Origin of the sequence: Streptomyces sp. NPDC020983 (assembly GCF_044333485.1) — a bacterium.
Taxonomy (GTDB): Bacteria; Actinomycetota; Actinomycetes; order Streptomycetales; family Streptomycetaceae; genus Actinacidiphila.
Genome location: NZ_JBIRRA010000008.1, coordinates 343695 through 358059, shown reverse-complemented (window position 1 = coordinate 358059; position 14365 = coordinate 343695). Strand labels below are relative to the sequence as shown.

Genomic DNA, 14365 nt, shown 5'->3' with positions numbered 1-14365 from the left:
CTGCCCCTGAACCGCCGTCACACACCGGTACCCGTCCCGCGGCGGCCCGGTCCCCCGGCCGTCACGCCCCGCAGGTCACGCACGCCCCACGCACCCCGCACGCCCCTGCTCGGCGACGCTCTCCCGGGCGGTCCGGGGGCACGCTCAGCGCGCCACCGGCCGGGGATCCGCCGTCACGGGTGCCGTCAGTCCGGGGGGCGGCGCCGCCCCCGGCAGGCTGACCCGCACCGTCAGCCCCGCACCCGGCGCCGTGTCGAGCCGCACGGTCCCGTGGTGGGCCTGGACGACGGCGTGGACGATCGCCATACCCAGCCCCGCCCCGCCGGTGTCGGGTGCGCGCTCGGGGTCGACGCGGAAGAAGCGGTCGAAGGCCCGCTCGGCGTCGCGCGGGTCCAGGCCGGGCCCGGCGTCGCTCACCCGCAGCCGCACCCCGCGCGTACTGCCGCGCACCTCGATGACGACGGGCGCGTCCGCCGGCGTGTGCACCCGTACGTTGCTCAGCAGGTTGCCGACGACCTGCCGCAGCCCCGCCTCGTCGCCGAGCGCCCACACCGAGCACCCGGCGCCCGCGCCCCCCTCCTCCGGCAGCAGCAGGGTCACCGGCCGCCCGGGCTGCTGCGCGGCCAGGTCGGCGGCGGCGTCCCGGACCAGGGCGCACAGGTCGACGGGCTGGAAGTCCAGCTCGGGGCGCTCCTCCAGCCGGGCCAGGGCGAGGAGTTCGTCGACGAGGCGGCTCATCCGGGCGGCCTCGGCGGAGACCCGGCGCAGCGCCCGCTCCTTGTCCTCGGCGTCGAGCATGCCCTTCTCGTACAGCTCCAGGTAGCCCTGGACGGAGGCGAGCGGGGTGCGCAGCTCGTGCGAGGCGTCGGCGAGGAAGTGCCGCAACTGGGCGGTGGCGCGCTCGCTCTCGGTCACGGCGGTCTCGATCTGCTGGAGCATCGCGTTGAGGGCGGTGCTGAGCTGCTGCACCTCGCTGGAGCCGTACCGCCCGGTGGCGACGCGCCGCGACAGGTCGCCCTCGGCTATCGCGGAGGCGGTCTCGACCATGGCCTCCAGCGGGCTCAGCCGCCGCCGGGCGGCGGTGAGCGAGCCGACGGCGAGCAGCGCGAGCAGCACGAACCCGGCGACGAACTCCCAGCCCAGCAGCTTGTGGATGGCCCGCTCGACACCGCTGTAGCGCATGCCCTGCACGACCATGCTGCCGTCGCCGAGCCGGGTCACGACGACCCGGTAGTCCGTCCCGGCCGCCCGCACGTTGACGGCCCTTCCGGTACGGGCGAGCTCCGCGGGGTCGGGCAGGGCGGCGGTGACGTCCTCGCGGACCCGGTTGTCGGTGCCCATGCCGCTCTCGCACACCGTCGAGTTGCGGCCGTCGGGGTCGAGGACGACGAAGAGGTCCTGCTTGAAGGCCTTGGCGAAGGGCAGTCCGCCCCCGCCGTCGTCCCCGTCGTGGCCGGTCTGGAGGATCGTCGCCAGCGTGCACAGCTGCTGGAGCCCGTTCGCGGTGACCGGGGTGCTGCGCAGCGAGCGCTGCGACTCGCTCAGGGTGTGGTCGATCTCGCTGCCCAGCACCATGGACGTGGCCATGACGCTGAAGGCCGCGGTCGCGAGCAGCCCGAGGGCGACGAAGGTGACGTTGGCGAGGGTGAGGCGGGCACGCAGCGTCTTGGGCCCCGGCAGCAGCCGTCCGCTGCCGCACAGTCCCCCGCGTTTCGCCCCGGTCGCCTCACGCGACTTGCGGGTCGACTCCGCCGCGGCCCACGCGAAGGCCCACGGCAGCAGCCGCTTGCTCATGTCGTCACGCCCGCCCTCGTCACGTCCGTACCCATCACGCCGTCACGCCCGCACCCGCCACGTCCGTACCCGTCACGCCGTCACGTGCCCTCGACCGCCCGCAGCCCGTAGCCGACACCGCGCCGGGTCTCGATCAGCGGCGGCCCGAGCCGGTCGAGCTTGCGGCGCAGGTAGGAGATGTACGTCTCGACGACCGTGGACGGCACCACGGTGTCGTACTGCCACACGTGCTGGAGCAGCTGCTCCTTGGACACGATCCGCCCGGAGTTGCGCAGCAGGTGGCGCAGCAGGTTGTACTCGGTGGGCGTCAGCTCGACGGGCCGCCCGGAGCGGCGCACCGAGTACGTCGCCTCGTCCATCTCCAGGTCGCCGTGCCGCAGCACCCGGTCGGCGACGCCCGCGGTACGGCGGGTGCGGCGCAGCACCGCGTGCACGCGTGCCACGACCTCGTCGACGCCGAAGGGCTTGGTGATGTAGTCGTCGCCGCCCAGCGCGAGACCGGCGACGACGTCGCGCGGCGCGTCCCGCGCGGTGACGAAGATGACGGCGAGGTCGTCGCCCGCGCCGTCCCGCCCGGCCGGGTGCTCGGCGCGCAGGGCGCGGCACAGCTCCCAGCCGTTGCCGTCGGGCAGCATGACGTCGAGCAGCACGAGGTCGGGGCGGTGGGCGCGGACGGCCGCGAGGGCCTCCCTGCGGGTGGCCGCGCAGTGCACCGTGAAGCCGTTGTAGGTCAGCGTGATGCGCAGGATGTCCGCGATGCCCGGCTCGTCCTCGACGACGAGCACGGTGGGAGCCGTACCGACAGCTGTCTCCATGCGTCAAGTATCCGCACACCGGGTGTCCTCCGGGGGGCGCGAACCTTGGAGTTCCTTGAGAGAAGCCGCTTCGGCTTGGTACGTGCGCGCGGCACCACTGACTCTGGTGGGGGGCGAGTGATCAGAGCCGACCGCATGACGACGATGACGAAGACGACGACGAAGATGATGGGGGATGGATCGTGGCCACTCTGGCGCGATGGTGCTTCCGGCACAAGTGGGTGGTGATCCTGCTGTGGGTGGCGGCGCTGCTCGGTATCGGCACCGCGGGCAGGATCGCGGGCAATGCGTACTCGAATGTCTTCTCGCTCCCGCACACCGAGTCCAACAAGGTGCTGGAACTTCTCGACCAGGCCGTGCACAGCCAGTCGGGCGAGAGCGACACGGTGGCCTGGCACACCGACTCCGGCACGGTGAAGGATCCGGCGGTCAAGGACCGGATCGTCCCGATGCTGGAGAAGATCCGGCACCAGAAGGACGTCGGACAGGTCGTCAGCCCGTACGACCCGGCCGGGGCGACGCAGATCAGCAAGGACGGCAAGACGGCCTACGCCCGCGTCACGTACGACGTCCTGGGCTCCGCGCTGGACGAGGCGCAGGTCCACGACCTGGTCGACACCGCGCACTCCGCGCGGGCCGACGGGCTGCGGGTCGAGGTGGGCGGCGACATCATCGGCCTGATCGAGCAGCCGCCCGCGGGCGTGAGCGAGTTCGTGGGCATCGCGGCCGCAGCGGTCGTGCTCTTCCTGGCCTTCGGCTCGCTGCTGGGCATGCTGACACCGATCGTGACGGCGCTGTTCGCCATCGGCATCTCGTCGTCGCTCATCACCCTGCTCACACACGTCGAGAACGTGCCGGACTTCTCCGGCCAGCTGGCGATGCTGGTGGGCCTCGGCGTCGGCATCGACTACGCGCTCTTCATCGTCACCCGGCACCGAAAAGGCATCCTGAGCGGCCTCACACCGGAGGACGCCGCGGTCAAGGCGATCAACACCTCCGGGCGCGCGGTGCTCTTCGCGGGCGGCACGGTGTGCATCGCCCTGCTGGGCATGTTCACCGTGGGCCTGAGCTTCCTCTACGCGGTGGCGATCTCGTCGGCGATGACCGTGGTCGTCTCGGTGATCGGCGCGGTCACGCTGCTGCCCGCGCTGCTCGGCCTGTTCGGGATGAAGGTGCTCAGCCGCAGGCAGCGGCGGCGCTTCGCCGCCGACGGCCCGAACACCGGCGAGTCGGTGGGCGCGTCGGCCCGCTGGTCGTCCTTCGTGCAGCGGCACCCGCGCTCGCTGGCGGCGGCCGCGGTCGTCGTCATGGCGACGCTGGCGATCCCGACGCTGGCGCTCCGGCTCGGCTCGTCCGACCAGGGCAACAACCCGACGTCGACCACGACGCGCAAGGCGTACGACATGCTGGCCGACGGCTTCGGCCCCGGCTTCAACGGCCCGCTCACCATCCTCGCGGAGGTGCCCGGCGGCCAGCACGACAAGCAGGCGCTGGACAACCTCGTCACGACGCTCGGCCACACCAAGGGCATCGCCTACGCGGCCGCCCTGCCGATGGAGCCGAACAGCAAGGTGGCCCTCGTCCAGGCGGTGCCGACGACCTCGCCGCAGGACAAGGCGACCGACACGCTCATCAACCACCTGCGCCACGACGTCGTGCCGGCCGCCGAGCGCGGCTCGACGATGCGGGCGTACGTCGGCGGTCCGACCGCGATCTTCAAGGACTTCTCCAGCGTCCTCGGCGGCAAGATGCCGATCTTCATCGGGGTGATCATCGCCCTGGGCTTCGTGCTGCTGCTGCTCGCCTTCCGCAGCATCGTCGTCCCGCTCACCGCGGCGGTGATGAACATGGTCGCGGCGGCCGCGTCCTTCGGCGTCCTGGTCGCGACCTTCCAGTGGGCGTGGGGCGGCAGCCTGCTGGGTGCGACCCGGCAGGGGCCGATCGACGCCTTCCTGCCGGTGATCATGCTGGCGCTGCTCTTCGGCCTCTCGATGGACTACCAGGTCTTCCTGGTCAGCCGCATGCACGAGGAGTGGGTCCACACCCGTGACAGCGCCCGCGCCGTCCGCGTCGGGCTGGCGGAGACCAGCCGGGTGATCACCTCCGCGGCCGTCATCATGGTCTGCGTCTTCGGCGCCTTCGCCCTCAGCGGGGTGCGCGTGCTCGGCATGTTCGGCGTCGGGCTCGCGGGCGCGGTCGCGCTGGACGCGTTCATCCTGCGGTCGGTGCTGGTGCCGTCGCTGATGCACATCTTCGGGACGGCCAACTGGTGGCTGCCCGCGTGGCTGGACAAGCGGCTGCCGCACATGGCCGTCGAGCCCGCGGACGAGGCCGTCATGGACCAGGCGCCCCGGCCCGGCCAGGAGCCGGACCTCGCGCTGGCGTCCTCGACGGACTGACGCCTCCTTCCCGCCTCCCCCGCCCGGCCCGGCTCCGCACCTCGGAGCCGGGCCGGGCTTTTCGCTGCGTGGCGCGGGTCACAGAGCCGGACCCGCCCGCTAGCTTGAACGTGTTCAAAAACAGGTCTAGCGTCAGGGACACAAGCTTTTGAACACGTTCAAGAATGATGGAGGGGTGGGATCGTCATGGACCTGACCGTGGTCGCCTACGCGGTCTACCTGGTGGTCAGCGTCGCGCTGACCGTCTGGGTGGCCAGGACACTGAGCACGAACGGACGCGTCTTCCTCGCCGACGTCCTGCACGGCAACGAGCAGCTCGCCGACGCCGTCAACCACCTGCTGGTGGTCGGCTTCTACCTCGTCAACCTGGGCTTCGTCGCCCTCTACCTCAAGTCGGCCGACACCGTCGACGACGCCCGGCAGATCTTCGAGGCGCTGTCGGTCAAGCTCGGCGTCGTCCTGCTGGTGCTCGGCGTGATGCACCTCGGCAACGTCTACGTCCTCAACAAGATCCGCCGCCGCGGGCTCATGGAGCGCGAGCAGTACCCGCCCGTCGACCCGGACGGCTACACGGCGACCAGGCCCGCGGGGGCGTGACATGCGCCCGACGACGGGACCGGACGCCGTGCCTGCCGCGCCGGAGGGGGGCGCGGCAGGCACGGCCCCGCGCCGCGACCGGACCCCGCTGCGCGCGCTGACCGTCCTGACCGACCCGGACTGCGGCCTGTGCCGCTTCGTCGCCGGCTGGATCGCCCGCCAGCGCCGGCTCGTCCCCGTACGGCTCGTGCCCGTCGGCTCCGCCGAGGCCCGCCGCCTCTTCCCGGCCCTGGACCACGACGGGGCCACCCGCCGCGAGATCACCGTCGTCGGCGACGCGGGCCAGGTGTACGTGGGCCAGTCCGCCTGGGTCGTCGTGCTGTGGGCGCTGGCCGAGCACCGCGCCCTCGCCCACCGGATGAGCACACCCGCGGGCCGCAGGCTGGCGCGGGCGGCGGTGCTGGGCGCGGCGAAGTACCGCGAGGGCGCCCGGGGCGGGCACTCCGGCCCCGCGTCCCACGCGACCCCCGCGCGGACGCGGGCCGCCACCCCGCCCCGCGGCGCCCCGCTCGCCGGACGGGGCCCTGCCCGGGACCGCACGGTGTGGGTCTACGACGGGCACGGCGGCTGGACGGCACGCGGCCCGGGCCCGTTCGCCGGACCCGTCCGCGGCGACGCCCCCGGGTGCGCGGAAGGGTGCCCCCCGCCGGGCTAGGCTCACCGTGATGGAGCACAAGCACAGCCGCGACGGACGCCCCCCGGCCCCGGCCCCCGAAGCGGGCCCCCGGCCCGCGGGGGAGCTGCCCGGCGGCCGGGCGCGCCCCAAGACCGGCAAGAGCGAGCAGACGCGGGCGCTGATCCTGGAGACCGCGATGCGGCTCTTCCGGGAACGCGGCTACGAGAAGACCACCATGCGGGCCATCGCCCAGGAGGCGGGCGTATCGGTCGGGAACGCGTACTACTACTTCGAGTCGAAGGAGTTCCTGATCCAGGGCTTCTACGACCGGATGACGTACGAGCACGCGGCCGACGCGGCCGTGCGCATGGCCGGGGAGCGGGAGTTCGACGTACGGCTGCGGATCGCGCTGGAGTCCTGGCTCGACTGCGCCGCGGACTACCACGAGTTCGCCGCGCAGTTCTTCCGTACGGCGGCGGACCCGGACAGCTCGCTGAGCCCCTTCTCGAACGAGTCCCACCCCGCGCGGGCGACCGCGGTCGACCTCTTCCGCGACGTCCTCACCGGCTCCGAACTGGCCCCCAAACTCGACCCGGAACTCGCCGACCTGCTCCCCGACCTGCTGTGGCTCCACCTCATGGTCGTCGTCCTCTACTGGGTCTTCGACCGCACCCCCGACACCGAGCGCACCCGCGAGTTCGTCCGCCGCTCGACCCCCTTCGTGGCCCGCGTGATCACCCTGTCCCGCTACCGCGTCTTCCGCCCGATGGTCCGCGACGCCAAGTCCCTCATCCAGGACTTCGTCCTCCCCACGATCGGCCGCACCGCGGTGACCCGCCCCACCCCGAAATCCCCCCCGCGGCGCACCTGACCTCCGGCCGGGCACCGCCGCCCCAGCCCGGAAGGCCCGGCGATGCCCCCTCCTCCTCCCCCGCGGGACCGCCCCGGACACGGCGGTGCCCTCCTCGTGGCCGTCGGCGCGCTCGGCGGGCTGGTCTGCGCGGTGCTCTCCGCGGCAGGCCTGCAGCACCCGTCCTCCTCGGGCCTGCCCGGTCAGGACGGCTGGGCGGCGTACTTCGTGGTGTCGCTGGGGTGGGGCCTCGCCGCGGCCGTCACCACCCTGCTGCTCGCGTTCGTCCCCTCCGCCCGCCCGGCCAGGTCCACGGTGCGACGCATGGCGGCGGCCGACGCCGCCCTGCTGCTCGCCCTCCTGTGGCCCCTGCAGGCCCCGCTGCTCGCCCTCTACGCCGTGACCCGCCGGTCGCTCCCCCGCGCGCTGCGGCTCCTCGCCGTCCCGGTGGGCGTGGCCGTCCTGCTCGCGTGCGGCAGGTGGGGCATCCGGGCGTGGGGCGACGCGCAGGTGTACGAGGACGGGGCCGCGACCGCCGCGTCCGTGGCGGGCGACTGGCACACCACGTCCGGCGGCCGCCTCCACCTCGGCACGGACGGCCGCTTCCGGGCGACGCACGTACCGTACGACGTCTTCCCCACCGGCGTCCCGCGCCCGGACGGCACCGTCGACGCGGCCGGCCGCTGGAGCTACGACCCCGGCCCCCACGGCACCGGCTTCACCTTCACCCTGGACGTCTCCACCGACCCGGCGAACGTCTGGGACGCCTCCACCGAACTGGCCCCCTTCCGCGCCGCGGGCGTTCCCGTGCTGTGCACCGAGCTGGATCCCGACGACTACTGCGGCCTCGGCGCGGTCTTCCTCCGCTCGGGGCCCGAGGGCGGGTAGCCGCCGGGGACGGGCTCCTCCGCGCCGACTCCCGCTTTTACTTCAGCGGGATGTCGAAGTTCTTCGCCGTGATCTTCGTGCCGTCGGACGCCTTCGCCGCGAGGCGCTTGTAACGCAGCACGAGGGCCGTCTCGGTCTTCTTCGGGGTGAAGACGATCCAGCCGGTGGTCGTCTTGCCGGTTTCCGCGTCCTCCAGCGGAGCGTAACCCGCGGCCTTGATGTCGTCGTCGAGGATGGTGGTGCTCGCCTGGTCGATGCCGTTGGACTGGTTCGTCAGGTAGAACGAGTCGGCGCCGAAGGTGTCGTAGTACTTCGAACTGGCGGTCACCTTGACGTTGACCAGGACGACGTTCTCGTCCGCGAGCGCGGAGAACTTGCTCTTCGACGCGGCCGAGGGCTGGAAGCCCGCGATGTAGCTGACGACCGTGGCCTTCTCGCCCATCACGTCGTCCGTGAAGGACTTGTTGACGGCGACGGGCTTGCCCTGGGCCGCGGTGTCGCCGCCCGCGCCGGTGGCGGAGGCGGTCGCGGAGGGGGCCTCCGTGGTGGGCGCGTCGATCGTGGCGGAGACGGTCGCGGACGGGCTGGAGGACGTGTCGGACGAGTCGCCCGAGTCGTCGTTGCACGCGGTCAGCAGCGCGCTGCCGGCTATGACCGCCGCGGCGACGGTGAGAGTGGTGGTGATACGGATACTCAAGGCAGTGCCCCCGGTTACGGAAATGCGATTTCGGGAATCGGTGGCGCTCAACAGGCGCTCGTACCCGATCCGTTCGTGCGTGTCGTCAGCGACGACGCGTCACTATACACGCAGGCGGAATGCATCCGGTTTCCGCACCCGTTGTCAAGGTTCCGTGAAGAATTGCGTCCGCAAAACTCACCGGCCTGTCGGGGAAATGAGATTGACGTCACATCAAGAAATGTCACACCGGGCCGTCCGCGGGAATCGGGAGGGCCCGGTGCGGGATCCGCGGGGTCAGCTCTCCGGGGTGGCCGGGACGCCCAGGCGGATCGGGACGCGCGCCATGTCGTTGCCGATGAACGACGGCTGCGGCACCAGTTCGGAGGAGCCGGCCTCGATCGACGCCTGCGGGAAGCGCTCGAAGAAGGCGGGGAGGGCGACCTCGCCCTCCAGCTTGGCCAGCGGGGCACCCATGCAGTAGTGCATGCCGTAGCCGAAGGTGAGGTGGCTCTTGTCCTCGCGGTCGATGTCGAAGGTCTCCGGGGACTCGTGCACGCCCGGGTCGCGGCCGTGGGCGCCGAAGCCGATGATGATCGCCTCGCCGGCGCGGATGACGACGCCCTCGCCGAGGTCGATGTCGGCGGTCGCGTACCGCAGGGGCATGTGCATGATCGGCGGGTGCAGCCGCAGCGTCTCCTCGACGACGTCCGGCCAGCGGGCGGGGTCGCGGCGTACGGCCGCGAGCTGGTCGGGATGGGCGATCATCATCCGTACCGCGTGGCTGATCATCGCGACGGCGGTCTCACTGCCCGCGCCGATCATCAGGATGAGGGTGGAGATCAGCTCGTTCTCGTCGAGCCGGTCGCCGTCCTCCTCGTGGGCGCTCAGCAGCAGGCTCGTCATGTCGTCGCCCGGCTCGCGCCGCTTGGTCTCCAGCAGCCGGTACATGGCGGCGCCCATGTCCCGGTTGATGGCCGCGCCTTCCTCCTGGGTGGCCCCGCTCATCGTCAGGACGCGGTCGATGACGTCCAGCATGGCGGGGCGCTGGCCGGCGGGGACGCCGAACAGGTCGCAGATGAGCCGGGTCGGCACCTGGTAGGCGAAGTCCGCGCGCAGGTCGTGGACGGTGCCGGGGGCACTGCGCTCACGCTCCTCCAGACCGTCCAGCAGGTCGGTGACGATGTCCTGGAGCACCGGCCGCATCGCCTCGATGCGCCGCGGGGTGAAGGCGCGGCTGACGAGCTGCTTGAGCCGCTGGTGGTCGGGGTCGTCGGAGGTGAACATGCTCTTGACGTCGACCCAGGAGTACAGCCACGGGATGACGCCGGGCACGTAGCCGGGCCAGTTCCTGCGGGCGTCCTTGGAGACCCGGTCGCCGCTGAGGAGCTTGCGTATGACGTCGCCGCGGGTGACGGACCAGGCCGTCACGCCGTCGGGGAGCGCCACGCGGACGGCGGGTCCGGCGGCGCGGAGCTCGTCCGCCTGCGCGTAGAGGCGGCTCCCGCCGGCCGCTTCGAGCGTCACTTCGGCACCGGTGCTGCTGGTGGTCACGCTGTACCTCCCTCGTGTGCGGCTGCCCGGACGGCCGCCGCGGACTTCGGACGGAACGTCACGGGCATCGCGACCGGGCACTGGTGGAAGGGGCCGTGGCGCAGCGCGATCTCGTCGTCCGCCACGGTCAGGTGCATGTCCCACAGCTGGTCGAGCGCGGTCTCGATGCCGGTCTGGGCGATCACGGTGGCCTGGCTGATGGCCGGGCAGCGGTGGGGTCCGGCGGACCACGCCAGGTGGGACCGGTTCTCGTAGCCGAGGTCCGCGGGCAGCTCGGGGTCGGTGTTCGCGGCGGCGTGGCTGACGAGGACGGGGACGCCGCCGGGCACCGTGACGCCGTGCAGGACGGTGTCCCTGCGGGCGAAGTGGACGGAGAAGTTCGCCATCGGGCTGCGCACCCACAGCGCCTTCTCCAGCGCGCGGCGCACCGTCACGGTGCCGGCGGCGAGGGTGCCGGCGTAGGTGTCGTCGCGCAGCAGCAGGTGCAGCGCCCAGCCCATCCACGCCGCGGTGGGGATGACGCCGGCGCCGACGGTCGTGTAGAGCTGGTTGAGGGTCTCCTCGTCGCTGAGTCCGGCGTCGTGGCCGAGCAGCCAGGACGTGAGGTCGTCACCGGGCTGCCGGCGGCGCAGCAGGATCAGCTCGTAGAGCAGGCCGGCGTAGTCGACGGCGCCCTGCGCGGCCTCCGGTCCCGCGCTGATCATCTTCTGGGCGAGGCGCACCATGCGGGCGGCCATCTCGGAGGTGCAGCCCAGCAGGTCGGCGAAGACCATCAGCGGCAGGGTGTCGGCGAAGTCGGCCATCATGTCGGCCTCGCCCTTCTCCGCGACGCGCGCGATCAGGGTCAGCGCGCTGCGCCGGGTGACCTCGCGCAGCCGGTGCGGGCTGATGCGGGCGATGCAGTCGTCCAGCGCCCGGCGCAGCCGGGTGTGGTCCTCGGCGTCGGCGTACAGCACGGAGGCCCGCCAGGCCATGAGCGGCAGGACGGGGCTGTCCTGCGGGATCTTCCCGGCGTTCAGGTCGGCCCACAGCCGCGAGTCCTTGGCGTAGACGGCCGGGTCGTTGAGCATGTCGACGGCCGCGCGGCGGGCGGTGACGACGAGGGCGTGCACCCCGGGGGCGATCTCCGCCCACCCGGCCGGGCCCTGCGCGCGCAGCTGCTCGTAGACCTCGGGCGAGCGGGTGGCGAACGACTCGCCGTGCAGCACCGGGCATCCCCGCGCGGACAGCGGCAGTTCGGGGGCGCTGGTCATGAGGCGGGCTCCAGACTGGAACGGGACAGCAGGTGGGAGACGAGCGCGACGAGCACGGACTTGGCGGAGTCGCGCCCGCGGACGTCGCACGTCACCAGCGGCGTCCAGGGGTCCAGGTCGAGTGCGGTACGCAGCTCGGCCTCGGTGTAGCGCGGCGCGTTCGGGAACTCGTTGACGGCGATGACGTAGGAGAGCCCGGCCTCCTCCAGGCGCTCCATGGCGTCCCAGGACTCGGCGACCCGCCGGGTGTCGACCAGGACGACGCCGCCGAGCGCCCCGTACATCAGGTCCTCGATCATCGAGGCGAACCGCGGCTGCCCGGGGGTGCCGAACATGTAGAGCACGATGTCGTCGGTGAGGGTGAGGCGGCCGAAGTCGTGGGCGACGGTGGTGGTGTCCTTGTCCTCCAGGCCGCGCAGGTCGTCGACCAGCTCACCGGCCCGGGTGAGCCTCTCCTCCGTCGAGGCCGGCCTGATCTCCGAAACCGCGCCGACGAAGGTCGTCTTGCCGACCGCGAAGGGACCCATGACGACCAGCTTGACCGGCGTCACCCCGGCGTCGAGGTAGTGGCCGTCAGAGCTCTTGGAGTGCATTGAGCATCCTCTCCAGCAGTGCCCGGTCGTGCTTCTGGGCCGCGGGCGCCGGGTTGCGTGCGATGAGGTGGCCGCTGTCGACCAGGTGCGCGGCGATCACCTTCGTGACGGCCCCGGGTAACTGCAGGTCGGCGCTCACCTCGGCCACCGACAGCGCGCCCGGCAGGCAGTGCTGCATCACGCGGTAGGCGTGGGGGCCCAGGCCGTGCAGGGGCATCTCGCGGTCGGCGATCAGGATCGTCGCCAGGTCCAGGCTCCGGCGGGTGGGGGCCGCGTGACCGTCCGCCGGTGTGTACGGCCGCACCATCCCGGTGCGGCGGCGGCCCCGCGGGGTCATGAGGTGACCGCCCCGTGGGCGGCGGCCGCCGTGCGCCGGCGCTCGCGTGCCGAGAGGGCGTCGCGCAGCCCGTTGATCGCCTTGATGGTCGCGGCGGAGGCCACGGCCACCTCGGGGCTGGTCATCTCGGCGTCGACGGCGACCGCGAGGGCGGTGCCGTGGCCGGCGCTGAAGACCAGGATGCAGTGGTCGGGCAGGTCGATGATGATGCGGTGCGGCGAGGTGCCCTCCAGCTCGGCGAACTCGCTGATGCTCCGGCCGAGGGCGAAGGCCGCGCACGCGTTGGCCGCGGTGCGCTCGGCCACCTCCCGCTCGATGCCCGACGTGGCCGCGAGGACCAGGCCGTCCGCGGAGAACAGCACCACGTGCAGGACGCCCTTCTCCTTCTTCAGGTGCTCCAGCGCCCAGCTCATGTCGCGGGTGTCGGCGGTGGGCTGCTGCTCAGTCATCGCTGCGCTCTCCTTCGGTGTGCTGGTCCCCGCCGTCGCGGATGGCCGCCGCCAGGCCGGCGAAGCCCTCGCCGAACGCCTCGGGGTCCTGGTGCGGGGCCGGCCCGCCGGAGCGGTCGGCGGCGGGGGCCGCGGCCCGCGGCCGGCGCCGGCGCCGCTGCGGCAGGCCGGCCCCGCTCTCCGGGCGGCTCCCGGTCGCCGGGGTCTCGTCGAGTACGGGCACGCCCATCGCGGCCCGCGCCTCGCGGCGCTCGGCCTGCTGCTCCTCCTCCGTGGGCCCGGTGCCGAGGAGTTCGCGGGGCACGTTCAGCACGGCGCGGACACCGCCGTACGGCGAGGTGGAGCTGACGTCCACCCGGAAGCCGTACGCGGCCATGAGCCGGCCGATCACGGGAAAGCCGAGGCTGAGGGTGTCGGGGACGGTCGTGACGTCCAGCACGCTGCGCTGCGACAGCAGCCGTTCGGCCTCGCCGCGCTGCTGCGGGCTCATGTTCAGGCCGCTGTCGTCGACGACGACGACCCAGCCGGTCTGGGTCTGCTGCACCTCGACGAGCACCTTGCCGTCGGAGTAGGAGGTGGCGTTGGACAGCAGCTCGGTGAGCGCGATGGTGACGGGCTCGACGACCCGGCCCTCCACCCACACCCCGCCGCTGATCGGCTCGTGGGTGTAGTGGACGCGCTGGTAGGCGTCGATGCGGCCGCGGGCGGACTCCACGATCTCGGCGAACGTGCAGTCCGCGCGCTGGAGTCCGGGCCAGGAGCCGGCGAGGATGCGCAGCCGCTGGAGGGTGTGCACGGAGCGGGTGAGCGGGTGGTCGATGTTCATGAGCCCCTGCTGGAAGGCGGTCGCCTCGGGGACCTTGTTCATCTCGTCGATGACCGCCATCTGGCAGCGCACCAGGTACGTCTGCGCCTCGTCGACGAGGTCGCGCACCGAGGAGCGGGCCGCCAGGCCTATGGACTCGCGGGTCAGCCCCACCGCCTCGGAGCACAGGGCGAGGACGGTGCGGTGGTGGTCGTCGACGGGCATGCCCGCGAGGGACGCGTCGAGCAGGCCGGGAACGGTGACGCCGCGGTGCCCGCGGGCCTCGGTGTCGACCAGCGCGGGCAGCCGGACCTTGGCCAGGTGCTCGATCTCCGCCGACAGCGCGGCCGCGTGCCGCTCGGCCTCCCGCAGGCGCTCCTCCAGCTCACCGGCCCGCCTGCCCGCGGCCTGCTCGGCGGCGCGGGCGCGCTCCTCCAGTTCGCCGGTCTTCACGGTGACGGCCTGCTCGGACGCCCGCAGGCGCTCCTCCAGCTGTCCCGCACGGGCTCTGACGGCCCTTTTTGCGCGCGTCTGCGCGACGAGGCCGGCCGCCGAGGCGGCGAAACCGCCGCCCAGCAGCGTGGCAGTGGTCACCAGGGGCTCGATCATGGGGGGTCCTTGTACGGCGTGGTCAGGTGAACGGGCAGGGCGCGGTCGCGCGGGAATTCCGCGCGGACCGATCAGGCCGATGGGAGCTGTTCACGCCGTTGTGGGCGAATCCGCGGTGGGCCCGGGGATT

The 14365-nt window shown here is 72.7% G+C and carries 14 protein-coding genes; 5 read left to right on the top strand and 9 right to left on the bottom strand.

The features are described from left to right. Positions 1-144 precede the first annotated feature (144 nt). Together ACH4SE_RS20695 and ACH4SE_RS20690 are read right to left on the bottom strand one after the other, a co-directional pair. Positions 145-1794 carry a sensor histidine kinase gene (locus ACH4SE_RS20695; protein WP_398544848.1) on the bottom strand — a complete coding sequence of 550 codons (1650 nt, stop codon included), beginning with the start codon at positions 1792-1794 and terminating at the stop codon, positions 145-147. Positions 1795-1874: 80 nt separating this feature from the next. Further along, positions 1875-2609 carry a response regulator transcription factor gene (locus tag ACH4SE_RS20690; protein WP_398544847.1) on the bottom strand — a complete coding sequence of 245 codons (735 nt, stop codon included), beginning with the start codon at positions 2607-2609 and terminating at the stop codon, positions 1875-1877. 182 nt (positions 2610-2791) lie between these two features. Between ACH4SE_RS20690 and ACH4SE_RS20685 the strand changes: the two genes are divergently transcribed. The 5 genes from ACH4SE_RS20685 to ACH4SE_RS20665 all read left to right on the top strand — a co-directional run bounded on the left by ACH4SE_RS20685 (position 2792) and on the right by ACH4SE_RS20665 (position 7959). Beyond that, entirely contained in the window at positions 2792-5008 is a 2217-nt protein-coding gene (locus ACH4SE_RS20685) for an MMPL family transporter (RefSeq protein WP_398544846.1), read from the top strand. A gap of 186 nt (positions 5009-5194) precedes the next feature. Further along, entirely contained in the window at positions 5195-5605 is a 411-nt protein-coding gene (locus tag ACH4SE_RS20680) for a hypothetical protein (protein ID WP_398544845.1), read from the top strand. A gap of 1 nt (position 5606) precedes the next feature. Continuing rightward, a complete protein-coding gene (locus ACH4SE_RS20675; protein ID WP_398544844.1) occupies positions 5607-6260 on the top strand; it encodes a thiol-disulfide oxidoreductase DCC family protein in 654 nt (217 codons plus the stop codon). A gap of 10 nt (positions 6261-6270) precedes the next feature. Next, entirely contained in the window at positions 6271-7092 is an 822-nt protein-coding gene (locus ACH4SE_RS20670; RefSeq protein ID WP_398544843.1) for a TetR family transcriptional regulator, read from the top strand. A 96-nt stretch (positions 7093-7188) separates the two neighbouring features. Further along, positions 7189-7959 carry a hypothetical protein gene (locus ACH4SE_RS20665; RefSeq protein ID WP_398544842.1) on the top strand — a complete coding sequence of 257 codons (771 nt, stop codon included), beginning with the start codon at positions 7189-7191 and terminating at the stop codon, positions 7957-7959. Positions 7960-7996: 37 nt separating this feature from the next. Here ACH4SE_RS20665 and ACH4SE_RS20660 read toward each other — a convergent pair whose 3' ends face one another. From ACH4SE_RS20660 to ACH4SE_RS20630, 7 genes are all read right to left on the bottom strand, one after another. Continuing rightward, positions 7997-8656 carry a hypothetical protein gene (locus ACH4SE_RS20660; protein ID WP_398544841.1) on the bottom strand — a complete coding sequence of 220 codons (660 nt, stop codon included), beginning with the start codon at positions 8654-8656 and terminating at the stop codon, positions 7997-7999. 276 nt (positions 8657-8932) lie between these two features. Then, positions 8933-10189 (bottom strand): cytochrome P450, encoded by a 1257-nt coding sequence (locus tag ACH4SE_RS20655; protein WP_398544840.1) that lies wholly within the window; start codon positions 10187-10189, stop codon positions 8933-8935. Continuing rightward, positions 10186-11442: a cytochrome P450 gene (locus tag ACH4SE_RS20650; protein ID WP_398544839.1), complete on the bottom strand. Its 1257-nt coding sequence runs from the start codon at positions 11440-11442 to the stop codon at positions 10186-10188. The genes ACH4SE_RS20655 and ACH4SE_RS20650 overlap by 4 nt, the downstream gene beginning before the upstream one ends. Continuing rightward, entirely contained in the window at positions 11439-12035 is a 597-nt protein-coding gene (locus ACH4SE_RS20645; RefSeq protein WP_398544838.1) for a GTP-binding protein, read from the bottom strand. Before ACH4SE_RS20645 ends, ACH4SE_RS20650 begins: the two co-directional genes overlap by 4 nt. Then, positions 12016-12372, bottom strand: coding sequence for a DUF742 domain-containing protein (locus ACH4SE_RS20640; protein WP_398544837.1), 357 nt, complete (start codon positions 12370-12372; stop codon positions 12016-12018). The genes ACH4SE_RS20645 and ACH4SE_RS20640 overlap by 20 nt, the downstream gene beginning before the upstream one ends. Beyond that, a complete protein-coding gene (locus tag ACH4SE_RS20635) occupies positions 12369-12821 on the bottom strand; it encodes a roadblock/LC7 domain-containing protein (RefSeq protein WP_398544836.1) in 453 nt (150 codons plus the stop codon). Before ACH4SE_RS20635 ends, ACH4SE_RS20640 begins: the two co-directional genes overlap by 4 nt. Then, on the bottom strand, positions 12814-14235 hold the full coding sequence (locus tag ACH4SE_RS20630) for a histidine kinase (RefSeq protein ID WP_398544835.1): 1422 nt from the start codon (positions 14233-14235) through the stop codon (positions 12814-12816). Before ACH4SE_RS20630 ends, ACH4SE_RS20635 begins: the two co-directional genes overlap by 8 nt. Between the last annotated feature and the right edge of the window lie 130 nt (positions 14236-14365).